We start from the raw sequence: 15,423 nt of genomic DNA, 5'->3' as shown, positions 1-15,423 counted from the left end.
GCCCCATATTGACCGCCGTGTCGAGCCTCTTCGAGACCCCGAGGAACGGGCATATCCCGAGGAAGTAGGCCAGGACGAGGTTATTCACGACGGCCGCGGATATGAATACCATAAGCGCCGAGGTCATATCGCCTTACCTCCCTTGCGGAGCGTAAAGTAGTTTATAACGCCTATCATGAGCCCGAGCGTGAGGAACGCGCCGGCCGGAAGTATCATCACTACCCAGGGGGTGAAGATATCCTCGCCCATGAGGACGAAGCCGAAGATGCTCCCGAAGCCGAACAGCTCCCTTACGGCCCCGAGCACGACCAGCACCCAGGTAAAGCCTATTCCCGTGCCGAGCGCGTCCGCCATCGACGGAAGGAGCGGGTGCTTGGAGGCGAAGAACTCGCTCCTGCTCATAATCATGCAGTTCACCACTATAAGAGGCACGTAAGGGCCGAGCGCCTTGGATATCGACGGGAACTCGGCCTTCAGGAAGATGTCGGCCAGCGTGACGAAGCCGGCTATTATGACTATGTAGGTCGGTATCCTCACCTGCTTGGGCACGAACCTTCTGAATATCGAGACCATGGTGCTCGACGAGACGACGACGAAGGTCGAGGCAAGCCCCATGGCAAGCCCGTTCATCGCGGAGTTCGAGACCGCGAGCGCCGGACACATCCCAAGGAGCATCTTTATGACCGGGTTCTCGGACCAGATGCCCTTTGTAAGCTCGTCGAATAGGGACCTCTTAACCACTACTCCGCTACCTCCCCGGTCTTTTCCTCCATTTTTTCCTCAGGCACCTCTCCCGTAAGGGGTTCCTCTTCTATGACTTCCTCTTCGAGGAGTTCGTCTTCGAGTATGGCGAGTACCACCGCGAGCCTCTTGTTTATCGCCTCGGTAACGGCCTTGCTCGATATGGTGGCGCCGGTTATGGCTTGTATCTGGTTGGGCTTATCCGGCTTCTTGTTCTTCAAGTACTCGATCCTCGGGTGGATAGCGAGCCCCCGGAACTGGCCCTCGAACTTCTCTTCGGCGATCTTATTGCCGAGCCCCGGGGTTTCGAGCTGTTCGAGTACCTTCATGCCAGAGAGGGTCTCCGCCGAGACGTTTAACCCTACCATCATGGTTATTATCGCCGCGAAGCCGGGACCCTTTGCCACGAACGCGTAGCCCGATGTACCGCCATCCCCGTCGAGCCCCCGGAATATCAGGAGTTTTTCGGGCCCCTTATCTCCGGTAATCTCCCTCTCTATCGTCTCGTAATCGACTGCCCCGGGCAGGACCGCGAATATGGCCCTCTTCTCCTCGGCCAGCCTGTTGGCCTCTATCTTCGGAGCGGCTACGATATAGAAACCGGCAAGGATGGCGCCCACGGTAAACGCGGTCCCGGTAAGCACCGCTATCATCTTGGCCGACGTATTCTTCAAGGCGCCATCCCAAAAACCTTCGGCCTGGTCCAGCTGTTAAGGAGCGGCACGATAGAGTTCATAAGCAGTATCGAGTACATGACCCCTTCCGGCAGCCCGCCGAAGAGGCGTATTATAATCACGAGGAACCCCGCGCCCACGACGAATATCCACTGCCCGGCGGGGGTCACGGGCGAGGTGACCATGTCGGTTACCATGAACCATGCCCCGAGCATCGCCCCTCCGGCGAATAGATGGAAGATGGGGTCCGGGTACTTCTCCGGGTTTATGAGCCAGAAGACAGCGCCGAATACGAATATGGAGCCGAGGTAGCCGAGAGGCAGCCTCCAGTTTATGTACCCCTTGTAGCGGAGATAGAGCCCGCCTATTATAATGCAGAGCACCGAGGTCTCGCCGAGCGAGCCCGATACGTTTCCGAAGAACAGAGAGAGCGACGAGACGTCTATCCCCTCGAACTTCATAAGCGCGAGCGGGGTGGCCTCCGAGACCGCGTCCGTGCCGGGCTCGGTCCACGTGGTTATAAGGACCGGATACGTCGCCTGCAGGAAGGCCCTGCCGAGGAGCGCGGGGTTGAATATGTTGTAGCCGAGCCCTCCGAATATCTGTTTACCCACCCCTATGGCGAAGACCGAGCCGAGCACTGCGCCGAGCAGCGGGAAAGAAGGCGGAAGTGTCAGGGCAAGGAGCATGCCGGTAATTATCGCACTCCCGTCCGAGACCGTAACGGCCCTCCCCCTGGCCCGCTGGAAAAGGTACTCCGTCCCGACCGAAGAGGCCACGCAGACCAGTACCAGAAGGAGTGCATTCAGCCCGAAGAAGTATATACTCGCAGCTACCGCGGGCACGAGCGACAGCACGACCGCGTGCATTATCCTGTGCACGTTATCGTCGGTAAGGATATGCGGCGAGGAGGATACAAGAAGCCCCTCTATCAGGCCGGTCTTCTTCTTTACCGGCGCTTCGGGCTTTTTCTCCCGGACCTCTTCTTTTTTATCTTCCGCCATAATATTAAGCGCTCGCCTCCTGCTCGGCCTCCCGGAGCTTTATCTTCCCGACCCTTATCCACTGTACAAGGGGCCTTTTCGGGGGGCATATGAACGCGCAGCAGCCGCACTCTATGCAGCTCACCCCGTCCCACCCCTTGAACCGGCTCGTAAGCGAGAGCCTCCCCATGTCCGCGATCCTGTAGGGCATAAGCCCCATGGGGCATGTCTCCACGCACCTCGCGCACCTTATGCACGGGCCGAACTCGGCGGGCTTTATCTCGCGGGCCTCCAGCACGGTTATGCCCGAGGTGCCCTTCACCACGGGCACGTCCAGGCTCGTCTGCGCCACGCCCATCATGGGGCCGCCGTTAAGGACTTCTCTCTCCAGCCCCTCTGCCTCCGTTATCCCGCCGCAGAGAGCCAAGACTTCGGCGAAGCTCGTGCCTATGCGTACCTTCAGATTTTTCGGGGTGGCCACGCCGTTGCCGCTAACGGTCAGGACCCTCTCTATTAAAGGTTTCCCGTGGCCGAGCGCCTCGTAAATGGCCACCGCCGTGCCAACGTTATTAACGACCACTCCGGCGTCGAAGGGGAGCTTTCCCAACGGTACCTTCCGGCCGAGCACAGTGTATATGAGTATCTTCTCCGCGCCCTGCGGGTACTTGGTCTTAAGGGTCGCGAACCTGACCTCCGGGGCCATTGCTTCCGCGGCCTTCCTGAGAGCCTCCAGGGCGTCGAGCTTGTTATCCTCCAGCGCTACGCAGCCGTCCTTCGCTCCGGTGGCCCTCATTATGAGTTTCAGGCCGCTTAGGACCTTCTCCGGCTCTTCGAGCATGAGCCTGTGGTCTGCCGAGAGGTAGGGCTCGCACTCGCAGCCGTTAAGTATCACGGTATCGACGACCTTGCCCTGCGGGGGGGAGAGCTTTACGGCCGTCGGGAAGGCCGCCCCTCCCATGCCGACTATCCCGGCCTCCCGTATACGCTTCCTGAGCTGGTCGGGGTCCATCGAGTCGAGGTCGGCGTCCGCTCCACCGCTCCACTCCCGGTCCGTGCCGTCCCCGTCTATCACCACGGCCATCATCCTGCCGCCCCCGGGATGGGGGTGCGGGGCGACCTCTTTTACCTTGCCGCCTATGCTGGCATGGACGGGCGCCGAGACAAAGGAAACCGCCTCGCCTATCAGCTGGCCCGCCTCGACGATATCGCCCTTCTTGACCACGGGCCGGCACGGCGCGCCCACGTGCTGGCCGAGCGGGATTACGACCCTTTTGGGAAGCGGCGCCTTCTCCGTGGCAAGGGAAAAGGTCAGTTCCTTGTGGTATGCGGGATGTATGCCCCTGTCGAAAGTCTTCGGAGTCATGGGTATATGCGTTGAGCCGTAAATCAATAAATCTATCAATTTTTTCACTCTTTCGTCAAGGTATTTGTCCATAATAAGACGCCATTAACCGCCTCATCTGCTTGTCTTCCTGCGGGAATCCGTGTATTATCTGTTTAGCATGGAAATGGAACGAGACCCTATATGCGGAATGGAGGTCTCCCCCGACAGTGCGGCCGGAAGCTCCATCTATCGGGGGAAGAGCTACTACTTCTGCAACTTGAACTGCAAGGAGCGGTTCGACGCCGACCCGGAGGCGGCACTCGCCACCGATAAGGAAGAAGAAAAGACCGCCCCCTCCCCCACCCCCCCCGACGCCCCCACCGGCGGCACTGTCACTATCGACCTGCCCATTACGGGGATGAGCTGCGCTTCCTGCGTTGAGAAGGTAGAGCGGGCGCTCGGCGGGCTGCCGGGGGTAATACGTGCCTCCGTGAACTTCGCAACGGAAAAGGCGACGGTGGAGTATAACCCTTCGGTGGTAAGCACCGGCGAGATGGCCGGGGCGATAAGGTCTATCGGGTACGACGTCATTGAGACGGGGGAGACAGAGAAGGAAGACCTCCTTGATAAAGAAGAGCGGGCGAGGAAGGAGGCATTAGGAAAACTACAGAGGAAACTCGCGGCCGGGGCCGTACTGACGATCCCCATCTTCTTCCTCGATAACCCCCTCTTGCAGTTCCTCTTCGCCACCCCGGTACAGTTCTGGTGCGGGTGGCAGTTCTATCGCGGCGCGGTCGCGGCCGCAAGGCACCTCTCGACGGACATGAATACGTTAATCGCCGTAGGCACCTCGGCCGCCTACCTCTACAGCGTCGTTGCCACCTTCCTCCCCGAGCTCGTCACCACGAAGGGGGTCTCGCCTGCGGTCTACTTCGACACCGCCGCAGCGATAATCGTCATAATACTGCTCGGCAGGCTGCTCGAAGCCGGGGCCAGGGGCCGCACCTCGGAGGCGATTAAGAAGCTCATCGGCCTCCAGGCAAAGACCGCCCGGGTCCTGAGGGACGGCATAGAGAGCGACATACCCATGGAGGAGGTCCTGAGCGACGACATAGTCGTAGTACGGCCCGGCGAGAAGGTGCCGGTGGACGGCGTGGTAACGGAGGGGTACTCCTCGGTGGACGAGTCGATGATAAGCGGGGAGAGCATCCCGGTCGAGAAGAACGCCGGGGACGAGGTCATAGGCGCCACGATAAACAAGACGGGCTCGTTCAAGTTCAGGGCCACGAAGGTGGGCAGGGATACCGCCCTCGCCCATATCGTAAGGATGGTCGAGGAGGCGCAGGGCGCAAAGCCGCCCATAGCGAGGCTGGCGGACATCATAGCCGGCTACTTCGTCCCGGCGGTCATAGGCATCGCTACACTCACCTTCCTCGTCTGGTACGCCTTCGGCCCGGAGCCGTCGTTTACCTACGCGCTCCTGGCCTTCGTATCGGTCCTCATAATCGCCTGCCCCTGCGCTCTTGGGCTTGCCACCCCCACCTCTATAATGGTCGGCACGGGCAAGGGGGCGGAGAACGGAATACTCATACGCGGTGGAGACTCGCTCGAGACCGCCCATAAGCTCGACACCATAGTGCTGGATAAGACCGGCACTCTCACGAAGGGCGAGCCGTCGGTCACGGACGTCCTGCCCGCGGGCGGCATCGGAGAGGACGCGATACTCTTCTACGCGTCGGCGGCGGAGAAGGGCTCAGAGCACCCGCTCGGAGAGGCCATTATAAACGAGACGCACAGGCGGGGGATACAGGTTGGCGACCCGGAAAAGTTCGATGCCGTACCGGGCCACGGGATAAAGGCGCGGGTAAGGGACCGGAACATCATCCTGGGGAACAGGAAGCTCATGAAAGACGAGCGCATAGACATAACGGAGATCAGGGGGGAAGCGGAAAGGCTTGCCGAAGAGGGGAAGACGGCGGTCTACCTCGCCGTCGACGGCAAGGCGGCCGGTATCGTGGCCGTCGCCGACACGTTGAAGGATCATTCCAGGGAGGCGGTCTCCGAGCTCAAGCGCATGGGGATCGAGGTGTTGATGCTCACCGGGGACAACCAAAAGACCGCCGCCGCCATAGCGAGGGAAGCGGGGATAGACCGGGTACTTTCCGAAGTCCTGCCCGGAGCCAAGGCCGAGGAGGTGAAAAAACTCCAGGGGGAGGGACGGAAGGTCGCCATGGTGGGCGACGGCATAAACGACGCACCGGCGCTGGCGCAGGCCGACGTCGGGATCGCCATAGGCACGGGAACGGACGTGGCAATGGAGGCCTCGGACATAACGCTCGTCGGCGGAGACCTGAGGGCCATAGTCACGGCCATAGCGCTGAGCCGCGCCACCATACGCAATATAAAGCAGAACCTCTTCTGGGCCTTTTTCTATAACGCCTCACTCATACCCGTCGCCGCGGGGATACTCTACCCGTTCTTCGGAATACTCCTGAAGCCCATACTCGCGGCCGCGGCAATGGGGCTGTCATCGGTAAGCGTGGTCACGAACGCCTTGAGGCTCAAGTGGTTCAAACCTCCGCTCGGGTAGGAGGAATGGCGCGTGTATGACTAAGGTATAATTAATATATGGAGAAGGAGGTACGCGATGGCTGTTGACCCTGTATGCGGAATGACGGTCAGGGAGGATACGGCGGAATATAAGACCGAGCGCGAGGGAAAGACCTATTACTTCTGCGCAAAAGGCTGCAAGGAGAGGTTCGAAAAGAACCCCGAGAAGTACCTCGGTGAGGAGAAGCCCGACTGGATAAGGGACGGATAGAGGGGACCCATTATGTCGAGTTTCAAGAACCGCCTGCTCGCCAGGATATTCACCCGCTTCCCGTCCCTTGTGGAGCGGGCGGCGGAGAAGGCCGCGCCGCTTAAGATAGAGGGCATACCGTGGACGCCCGTTACAAAGCCGCTAAAGGAGTCCACCGTCGCGCTCGTCACCACCGCAGGAGTACACCTCGCCTCGCAGAAACCGTTCGACATGGAGGACCCGGACGGAGACCCCACCTGGAGGGAGCTCCACTCGGACATACCGAGGGAGGAGTACACCATAACCCACGACTACTACGACCACCGGGACGCCGACCGAGACCTGAACATAGTCTTCCCGATAGACCGCCTGCAAGAGCTTAAGGAGGAAGGGCTTATCGGCGGGGTGGCCGACACCCACTACGGCTTTATGGGGCACATAGCGGGAGCGCACGTCGATACGCTCATAAAAGAGACAGCCCCGGAGATGACGAGGAAACTTGTCGCGGCCGGGGTGGACGTGGTGCTCCTCACCCCCGGCTGAGCCATCTGCAATCGGTCCGTGGGACTGATACAGAGAGAGATCGAGAGGGCCGGTATACCGACAATAAGCGTATCCATAGTGCGGAAGCTGACGGAAGAGGTTAAGGCGCCTAGGGCGGTATTCCTGAGATGGCCCATGGGCCACCCGCTCGGCGAGCCCGGAAGGGTTGACCAGCAGACGGTGGTCGTCAAAAGGGCATTGGAGGCGCTGGAGAAGATAAAGGAGCCCGGCACCATCGTGGACCTCCCCTACCGGTGGCGGAGGTACGATGACATTAGGAAGGACGTGGTGATTACATAACTCAGGGACAACGCCTGTTTCTAAATCCCCCCTGCCCCCCTTTAAGAAAGGGGGATTGAGGGGGATTAAACGAATTCCGTGTGGTACAATCCGACCGTTGGGTTTCGTTCCTCAACCCAACCTACCCGGCTGATTACATGGAGTCGAAAGATTCCTCCGCCGTCTCTATCACCTCCGGCTTTCGCTCGGGAATATCACCATTCAGGTTGTACTCTATAACGATAGCGCCATCCTCGTCCGGGTTCTCAAGGGCAACGCTTAAGATAAAACCGTCCAGACTTCTCGCGTCTTTACTGAGTGAGAAAAAGAGTGTGCCTTCAGTAGTCGCGCCATGCACCAGTTTGGCATCTTTCATGATTCTCGCGTCATAGTCCGCGCGGATTTTCTTGTTCGCCTTACTCACGTTCATTGCGGAAGGAATAGCACCTATTAGCCCGAAGGCCACCCCCCAGCCAGCAGTTCTCCAGAAGCTCTTCTTCGCCCTTTCCATCACCTCGTCCAATGTCAGAGGTTGGTACTCTTCCCCATCCGGATCAATCAACAGTATCTTCTGGTTAGTGAACTGCAGGGTTGCGTCCGTATTGTTTATTAAGGCCATCTGCGCGGGCAAGACCTCGTGTTTAACAAGGTCTACACCGAAGAACTGTTCATTTTCCTCTTTGGTGCGATATGGACTAAAGAAGAGTTCAATGTCGCTTTCAATAACTTTATTTTCGTGTGCGGATGGAGTATGCAATAACGACGTCGGCCTGACCGCATCATGTGTTGCACAGCCCGCCAGAATAAACAAGATCGTTAATGATGCAAACATCTTCTTCATATGCGGCCTCCTGTTGCCTTCTTTCACACACACCTGCAATAAAAGTTTAGCAGGGAAGTTCAATCCTGCCTTAACCCAAACTACATCAACCCTGCAATATTGTCAAGCCATGTCCGGTGGGCTGAGCCCGCCTTACAAATCTGGATTCCCCCTCCCCCGATGTTATGCCCCTGTAACCCCGAAATCAACGAAAAAGGGGGCTGCGGCAAAAGCCGCAGCCCCCTGGTTTTATCTCGCAGGATACGAAAAGGTCAGTCGCCCTACGGCGCCGTCGGCGCGGCCGGGGCCGCCACCGCGGGCTGCATCTCCGAGGAGCTCTTGGCGCGGACGTGCGTGCCCTCGGGGACCTCCCCCTCGTGGTTGTGGCACCTCAGGCAGTCACCTATGGGGAAGGAGACACGGCCGTGGCATGTGCCGCAGGCCTTGCCCTCCTTTATCTCTATCATGGTCACCTTGTTGGCACCGACCTCTTTGGTGAATATCCTGTCGTGGCAGATATTACACCGTATCCAGGTGGTGTGTATCTTGTGGCTGAAGAGGACGTCCTTCATGAACGTGATCGGAGACTTGAAGAGTATGTAGCTCTCCCTCACCTCGGCGGCCTCGGTATCGGCGTCGTCAAGGGAGTCCTTCGGCTTGAAGGCCCCGGTGCTGTCCATCTTGACCCAGTTGACGAAGTTGAACTTATCGACGGGGTACTTCCCTTCGGGGAGTTTCCCGGGGTCCCACATGGAGCCCACGCGCTCGGAGATCTCTTTCAGTCCATCGTGGTCAAAACGCGTAAAGTCGTGGAGCGGCGCCGCCTCCTCGGTGCCTGCGAGGTGGCACCTCTTGCAGTTGGCCTCGTCGGTCGCGCTGAACGACAGCTCGCCGTTATGGCAGGTCCCGCACTGCTCGCCCGCGGCTATCTTCTCCTGCGAGAGGTCGTTGGAGCCGCGCTTCATGGTGAATATCTTCTCGTGGCATACCTTGCACCTGAAGAACATCCTGTGTACCCAGTGGGGGTAGAGTACGGGGCTCAGGCCGGCGGCCTCGAGCTCTTCGGCGTGCGCCTTCATGACGAAGTTCCCGGGGGTCTTCTCCTCGTCCTTCCACTTCTGGACCTCCGCCTCTCTTGCCTTCTTCTTATCCACCTCCACCTTCTGGAGGGCCTCGACCTTCTTAAGGAGATCTTCTCCCTCGCCGTGCCAATCCTTGTACATGGAGGCCATGGTACGGGCCATGTCCAGGAGGTAGAGTTTCTCGGGGACGGATACGCCCTCGGCCGTGGCCTCGCCCACCAACGTCTCGACCTCGCCGGGGATTATATCCTTACTCTGCTTTACCAGCTGCCCAAGCACGAAGAAGTTATTGGCCTGGTAGAACTTAGTGAACTTCTTGCGGAAATCGCTATCCTCGGCATTAAGCCGCGCCGACACGGTAAAGACCGCAACGACGGCCATAAGTATAACGACCCCCCACCTGAACGGATACGCCCGGACTCTTGGCATGGTAAACCTCCTCGCTGATATAAGAAAAACGTCTTCCGGCCGGAGCCGGTCCGTCTGTCGAATGCCGCCCAATTATAATACCAATCTCCCCATATATACAAGGAAAATCCGCCCCCTTTTGCCCCCCCTCCCCCCCTTGAAAATTTTTAGGCCAGGAGCTTTACAAGGCCGGTTTTCAGGGGTAAGCTCTTACTATAGTAAAGAAAGGAGGTGAGAAAGATGCTATGGACCGAGCTTTCAGGCATGGTATACGTGGTGCCCTTTATAATAGGGGCTTTCGCGGCGCTTTTGGCCGGAACCTTTCTCTCGCTAAGCTCAGTGGGCAACATCCAGTGCCCCGTGTGCAAAAAGAGTTTTGGCGACGTGTTCGGACTGAGAAAACACACCAAGGAGGAAAGGGCGTCAAAGGCCGCATGAGCGAAAGAGCCTACCCCACGGGAAATCACCCGTACAGAGCACGCCTCAGGGTGTGCTTTGTACGGGGCGGGACAGCCCTGAGCCACGATATCACCAATACGCCGTAACCTCACGTTATTCAAGCTATAATCCCCGGTAGACCTTGAAAACCCGAAGAAAACGCGGAAAAGTTCGAAAAAAATTGAAAAATGGTGCGATATGGTATAGATTAGCGGGCAAGGAGAAAGGCGGCCCATGCGATACGGATTAACGGCGTTATTCATATTCTCGACTCTGCTTTTAGCCCCCCCCTCCCCCTCCCACGCCCTCACCGAGGAGGAGGAGACGAACATAAGGATATACGAGGCGGCAAACCCCTCGGTGGTGAACATCACCACCACCGCGCTCGCCTACGACATCTCCTACAACCCGACCGCCGCCGAGACGGGCTCGGGCTCGGGGACCATAATAGACACCGGCGGCCACATACTCACCAACTACCACGTGGTCGAAGGCGCACAGAGGCTCGAGGTGACGCTCTTCGACGGCTCCAAGCTCCCGGCGGAGGTGGTGGGCGTGGACCCGAATAACGACCTGGCGGTCATAAAGATAGACGTCCCGCCGGATAAGCTTACGCCCGTACGCATGGGGGATTCAGCCTCGCTCAAGGTGGGGCAGAGGGTGCTTGCCATAGGCAACCCTTTCGGACTCGAGGGCTCCCTCACCATCGGCATAGTGAGCTCGCTCGGCAGGACCATGAGGGCAGCCAACGGAAAGCTCATCCGCGGCATAATCCAGACCGACGCCGCCATAAACCCGGGGAGCTCCGGCGGACCGCTCCTCGATAACGACGGGAAGGTGGTGGGGGTCAACACGGCCATATTCTCTCCTGTGGAAGGGAGCGTGGGCATAGGGTTCGCCATACCCGTGGATACGATAAAGCAGATCGTGCCGGAACTCGTGGAGAAGGGCTACGTGGCCAGACCGTGGCTCGGCATAAGCGGCCAGGACATAGACACCACCTTCGCCAAGGTCCTCGGCCTCCCCTCCCCCGGGGTGCTCATAGCCGACGTCTTCAAGGACAGTCCGGCGGCGGGGGTGGGGCTTAAGGGGTCTACCGGCTATACCCGGCTCGGCAACATCCTGGTGGCAGTCGGCGGGGACCTCATAACCGCCATTAACGGCACGACGCTGAACTCCATGGACGAGATGGGGCAGATACTGAATAACCTCGCCATAGGGGAGACGGTCTCCATTAACGTGGCAAGGGACAATGATACCATGGAGTTTGAACTCCGCCTCGAAGAGATGCCGAGGTAGGCGGGCCCTAAAGAAAGGATATGATAAAATGTACGCTCCCGTAAAACCGGTACGGATAGGACTTTTTCTCGGGCTTTCGACCCTTATCTTCGGCATCATCTGGGCCGCGTTCATCGCAACCCAGCACGAGAGGATTCACGAGATACTGGAGGAAAGCGGAAAACCCTCCTACCCCGACGTCCCGCCCGCGGCCTTACTTGCCAACAAGACACCCCCGCCCCAAAACGAAATGACCGCCGCCCCCGCCGGCCATGAGGACCACGACCATGACCACGCCGTCTCTAAAGAACCCACGCCACAGACGGAAGAAAGCAGCCACGGGGACCATGAGGAGCACGACCACTCCGCCGGGACTATGTCCATGGGGGAAATGGAAGTGGGGGGAGAAGGGGGGGGGGAACACCTCCACGATAGCCCGCTCCTCGACCTCGCCCATACGCGCCTTACCCGGGGGCACATACACGCCATGGGGCTCGGGCTTCTGGCCATAGCCGTATCGTTCGTCCTCGCCTTCTCAACGACCCCGACGAGGGTTAAGACCGCCCTATCCACGTGCATCGGCATGGGCGCGCTTACCTACCCCTTCTCATGGATCCTGATGGGTTTCCGGACGCCGGAGATCGGCGCGGAGGCGGCCGAGGCTTCGGTCATGCTCCTCGTGGGACCGGCCATGCTGCTGGTGCTGGCAGGGGTGGTCGGAGCGGCCTTCTACCTCCTCAGGGACACCGCAGGCGGCGAATAGACCGCCGGAACACCCCTTCCTACGCTTAGAAAAGCCTTGTCGGCCCCCCGGGATACATGTTATAATTTGCTATTAAAATCACCGCGATAGCGTACAATCCGGGGTAAAAATGGACGAATTCAGGATAGACAGCCACAAGCTCATGTACCACGTCGACCGGGTCAACCAGTGGCTCCGGGGGGAGGACGTCTACCCCATATATGTCGAGGTAGCCACGGCCGGGGGTTGCAACCACAGGTGCACCTTCTGCGCGCTCGACTACATGGAGTACAAGGCCAACCTCCTGGACACGGAACTCCTCAAAACCAGGCTGACGGAGATGGGACGACTCGGGGTAAAGAGTATTATGTACGCCGGAGAGGGAGAGCCGCTCCTCCATAAGAACGTCGGCGAGATAATAAACCATACAAAGGGTTCCGGCATGGACGTGGCCATAACCACAAACGGCGTATGCATGACCGAAAAACTCGCAAAGGAAGCTCTGGCCTCGGTCACATGGGTGAAGGTAAGCATAAACGCGGGGACCGCCAAAACCTACTCCGAGATACACGGGACAAAGCCGGAAGACTTCACGAAGGTTATCGAAAACATACGCACGGCAATAAAGCTCCGGGAAGAGAACGACCTCAAGACCACCATCGGGATACAGCTCATACTGCTCGAAGAGAACGCCGGGGAGGTAATAACGCTGGCGAAGCTCGCAAAGGATATCGGCGCGGACTACCTGGTGGTAAAGCCCTACTCACAGCACCTCATGAGCCGCACCACGAAGCACGGCGGGACTAACTACAGCGACTACTACCACCTGTCCGAGGAGCTCAAGGCCCTCTCGGGGGAAAAGTTCCAGGCGATATTCAGGCTCAACACCATGAAGAAGCTCGAAAGCGACAAGCGCCGTTACGACCGCTGCCGGGCCCTTCCCTTCTGGGCCTACATAGACGCCGAGGGAGGGGTCTGGGGATGCAGCGCGTTCCTCGGAGACGACAGGTTCCGCTACGGCAATATATACGAAAAGAGTTTCGAAGAAATATGGGCTGGAGAAGAAAGGAAAAAACTTCTCGCCTACGTCGCCGACGGGCTCGACATTAGCGAGTGCAGGCGGAACTGCAGGATGGACGAGGTAAACCGTTACCTGTGGGAGCTTCAAAACCCCACAGACCACGTGAACTTCATATGAGTAACAAAATACCGAAAGAGACGCTCGTGGGGCTGTACGAGACCATGCTCCGGATACGCATGTTCGAGGAGAAGGTGGTCGAGCTCTATCCGGCGCAGGAGATGAAGACCCCCGTGCACCTCTACATCGGCCAGGAGGCCATAGCCGCGGGCGTCTGCCTGAACCTCGTAAAAGACGACTACCTCCTGAGCAACCACCGGGGGCACGGCCACTGCATAGCCAAGGGCACGGATATGGGTGTCATGATGGCCGAATTCTACGGCAAGGCCGGGGGATGCTCCGGGGGCAAGGGGGGGAGCATGCACCTGGTGGACCCGGAAAACTCCATACCCGGTAATTCGGCCATAGTCGGCGGCGGCATACCAATGGCCGTCGGTGCGGCGCTGGCCTCGCAAATAAAGGGGCTCAAGAGCGTGGCCGTAACATTCTTCGGCGACGGCGCGGTGGACGAAGGGGTCTTCCACGAGTCCATGAGCTTCGCCTCGCTCAAAAAACTCCCGGTCGTATTCGTCTGCGAAAACAACCTCTACGCCACGAACTCGCACATCACCGCCCGCCACCCCACCGGCGACATAGCCGGCTCGGCCGGGGCGTACGGCGTTCCCGGCGTATGCGTGGACGGCAACGACCCGGAGGCGGTCTACGAATGCTCGAAAGAGGCGGTCGAGAGGGCGAGAAAAGGAACGGGGCCCTCTCTCATCGAAGCCAGGACTTACAGGTGGAAGGGGCACGTCGGGCCGGACGCCGACTTCGAAAAGGGCTGCCGCCCCGAAGAAGAACTCCGCGAGTGGATGGAGAAGTGCCCGGTCAAACGCTTCAGAGAACGGCTTCTTACAAGCGGCGTAATGAGCGCGGAAGAGATGGACGGGCTCCGCTCCGCCGTGGCAGAGGAAGTGGACAAGGCCGTAAGTTTTTCGGATAAGAGCCCGTGGCCGGATACGGCCGAGCTTACGCGCGGGCTATACTACGAAGGAGGCGGCAAGTAGATGCCGTGGACAACGGTACCGAAGATGGAAAGGACGCCGGGGGTTGAACCCGGATCGCGGGAGATTACCTACCGTGAGGCGCTGAACGAGGCCCTCTCCCAGATGCTCGGGATAGACGAGCGGGTATTCATTATGGGAGAGGGGGTGGACGACCCCGGAGGGGTCTTCGGCACGACAAAGGGGCTCCCGGAGAAGTTCGGGGACGCGCGGGTATTCGATACCCCCCTTGCGGAGAACGCGCTGACCGGGATAGCCATGGGCGCGGCGCTCGCCGGAATGAGGCCCGTGCTGGTCCACATGAGGGTGGACTTCCTCCCCATAAGCCTCGACCAGATAATAAACCACGCGGCCAAGTGGCACTATATGTTCGGCGGCAAGGTGCACGTGCCCATGGTCATAAGGGCGATTACCGGAAGGGGCTGGGGCTCGGCTGCTCAGCACTCCCAGAGCCTCCAGGCGCTCTTCGCCAACATACCGGGGCTTAAGGTGGTCATGCCCTCCACCCCATACGACGCCAAGGGGCTCCTCATGGCCGCCGTCGCGGACGGAAACCCGGTAATATTCCTCGAACACCGCTGGCTCTACGAAGCGGCGGGGCACGTCCCCGAAGAACCCTACCTCGTCCCCATAGGGAAGGGGGAGATACGACGGAAGGGGAAGGACGCCACCATTGTCGGCGTGTCACACATGGCCCGGGAAGCCGTGGCGGCAGCGGAACTGCTCGCTAACGAAGGTATAGACTCCGAGGTAATAGACTTACGGGCCGTCCGGCCGATGGACAGCCCGCTCGTAATCGAGTCCGTAAGGAAGACCGGGAGGCTCGTCGTGGCGGATACGGGCTGGAAGCTCTGCGGCATAGGGGCGGAGCTCGTTGCGAGAGTAGCCGAAGAGGCGCTCGGGGAGCTCAAGGCCCCGCCCTTAAGGATAAACATCCCGGACGTACCCACCCCGTCGAGCCCCGTGCTCGAAGAGGCCTACTACCCCGGCAAGGACGACATAGCGGCCGGGGTAAGGCAACTCCTCGGGAAATAATGGAAATAAAGGAGATGGCCGAAGAAGGAAAATGGAAAAAGCCGGGGTTGTCGGTGATAGTCCCGGCCTTCAACGAAGAGGCGAACCTCGCGGCC

General features: G+C 59.2%; 17 protein-coding genes. 10 read left to right on the top strand and 7 right to left on the bottom strand.

The window, feature by feature from the left end; translation table 11 throughout:
- The 5 genes from V3W31_09465 to rsxC form a co-directional block, all read right to left on the bottom strand.
- A partial coding sequence (locus V3W31_09465) for an Rnf-Nqr domain containing protein (GenBank protein MEE9615154.1) occupies positions 1-127 on the bottom strand: 127 nt, incomplete at its 3' end.
- Positions 124-741 carry an electron transport complex subunit RsxE gene (gene rsxE / locus V3W31_09460; GenBank protein ID MEE9615153.1) on the bottom strand — a complete coding sequence of 206 codons (618 nt, stop codon included), beginning with the start codon at positions 739-741 and terminating at the stop codon, positions 124-126. The genes V3W31_09465 and rsxE, both read right to left, overlap by 4 nt.
- On the bottom strand, positions 741-1,415 hold the full coding sequence (locus tag V3W31_09455; GenBank protein ID MEE9615152.1) for an RnfABCDGE type electron transport complex subunit G: 675 nt from the start codon (positions 1,413-1,415) through the stop codon (positions 741-743). The genes rsxE and V3W31_09455 overlap by 1 nt, the downstream gene beginning before the upstream one ends.
- A complete protein-coding gene (locus V3W31_09450) occupies positions 1,412-2,419 on the bottom strand; it encodes an RnfABCDGE type electron transport complex subunit D (GenBank protein ID MEE9615151.1) in 1,008 nt (335 codons plus the stop codon). The genes V3W31_09455 and V3W31_09450 overlap by 4 nt, the downstream gene beginning before the upstream one ends.
- A gap of 4 nt (positions 2,420-2,423) precedes the next feature.
- Positions 2,424-3,761 carry an electron transport complex subunit RsxC gene (gene rsxC / locus V3W31_09445; protein MEE9615150.1) on the bottom strand — a complete coding sequence of 446 codons (1,338 nt, stop codon included), beginning with the start codon at positions 3,759-3,761 and terminating at the stop codon, positions 2,424-2,426.
- Positions 3,762-3,906: 145 nt separating this feature from the next.
- Between rsxC and V3W31_09440 the strand changes: the two genes are divergently transcribed.
- Genes V3W31_09440 through V3W31_09425 form a run of 4 tightly spaced genes read left to right on the top strand, consistent with a single transcriptional unit; the run spans position 3,907 to position 7,365 of the window.
- Positions 3,907-6,312, top strand: coding sequence for a heavy metal translocating P-type ATPase (locus tag V3W31_09440; protein MEE9615149.1), 2,406 nt, complete (start codon positions 3,907-3,909; stop codon positions 6,310-6,312).
- Between the two features lie 57 nt (positions 6,313-6,369).
- Positions 6,370-6,543: a YHS domain-containing protein gene (locus tag V3W31_09435; GenBank protein MEE9615148.1), complete on the top strand. Its 174-nt coding sequence runs from the start codon at positions 6,370-6,372 to the stop codon at positions 6,541-6,543.
- A gap of 12 nt (positions 6,544-6,555) precedes the next feature.
- Positions 6,556-7,065: a glycine/sarcosine/betaine reductase selenoprotein B family protein gene (locus V3W31_09430; protein MEE9615147.1), complete on the top strand. Its 510-nt coding sequence runs from the start codon at positions 6,556-6,558 to the stop codon at positions 7,063-7,065.
- Positions 7,066-7,083: 18 nt separating this feature from the next.
- Positions 7,084-7,365 (top strand): hypothetical protein, encoded by a 282-nt coding sequence (locus tag V3W31_09425; protein MEE9615146.1) that lies wholly within the window; start codon positions 7,084-7,086, stop codon positions 7,363-7,365.
- Positions 7,366-7,498: 133 nt separating this feature from the next.
- Here V3W31_09425 and V3W31_09420 read toward each other — a convergent pair whose 3' ends face one another.
- Both V3W31_09420 and V3W31_09415 read right to left on the bottom strand, forming a co-directional pair.
- Positions 7,499-8,185, bottom strand: a complete 687-nt coding sequence (locus V3W31_09420; GenBank protein ID MEE9615145.1) for a hypothetical protein — start codon at positions 8,183-8,185, stop codon at positions 7,499-7,501.
- Between the two features lie 260 nt (positions 8,186-8,445).
- The gene (locus V3W31_09415) at positions 8,446-9,675 is read right to left on the bottom strand and encodes a c(7)-type cytochrome triheme domain-containing protein (GenBank protein MEE9615144.1); all 1,230 of its coding nucleotides are present in this window, start codon (positions 9,673-9,675) and stop codon (positions 8,446-8,448) included.
- Positions 9,676-9,894: 219 nt separating this feature from the next.
- On the opposite strand from V3W31_09415, the gene V3W31_09410 reads away from it, so the two are divergent.
- From V3W31_09410 to V3W31_09385, 6 genes are all read left to right on the top strand, one after another.
- Positions 9,895-10,092 carry a hypothetical protein gene (locus V3W31_09410; protein ID MEE9615143.1) on the top strand — a complete coding sequence of 66 codons (198 nt, stop codon included), beginning with the start codon at positions 9,895-9,897 and terminating at the stop codon, positions 10,090-10,092.
- A 234-nt stretch (positions 10,093-10,326) separates the two neighbouring features.
- A complete protein-coding gene (locus V3W31_09405; GenBank protein ID MEE9615142.1) occupies positions 10,327-11,391 on the top strand; it encodes a trypsin-like peptidase domain-containing protein in 1,065 nt (354 codons plus the stop codon).
- A 28-nt stretch (positions 11,392-11,419) separates the two neighbouring features.
- Positions 11,420-12,133 (top strand): hypothetical protein, encoded by a 714-nt coding sequence (locus tag V3W31_09400; GenBank protein ID MEE9615141.1) that lies wholly within the window; start codon positions 11,420-11,422, stop codon positions 12,131-12,133.
- A gap of 109 nt (positions 12,134-12,242) precedes the next feature.
- Complete coding sequence (locus V3W31_09395) at positions 12,243-13,310, top strand: radical SAM protein (protein MEE9615140.1); 1,068 nt, start codon at positions 12,243-12,245, stop codon at positions 13,308-13,310.
- On the top strand, positions 13,307-14,296 hold the full coding sequence (locus tag V3W31_09390; GenBank protein MEE9615139.1) for a thiamine pyrophosphate-dependent dehydrogenase E1 component subunit alpha: 990 nt from the start codon (positions 13,307-13,309) through the stop codon (positions 14,294-14,296). The genes V3W31_09395 and V3W31_09390 overlap by 4 nt, the downstream gene beginning before the upstream one ends.
- Positions 14,297-15,328, top strand: coding sequence for an alpha-ketoacid dehydrogenase subunit beta (locus V3W31_09385; GenBank protein ID MEE9615138.1), 1,032 nt, complete (start codon positions 14,297-14,299; stop codon positions 15,326-15,328).
- The last annotated feature ends 95 nt before the right edge of the window (positions 15,329-15,423 follow it).

Source organism: Thermodesulfobacteriota bacterium, from assembly GCA_036482575.1.
In the GTDB taxonomy this organism is placed as follows: Bacteria; Desulfobacterota; GWC2-55-46; order GWC2-55-46; family JAUVFY01; genus JAZGJJ01.
This window is presented reverse-complemented; position numbering and strand designations above follow the sequence as displayed.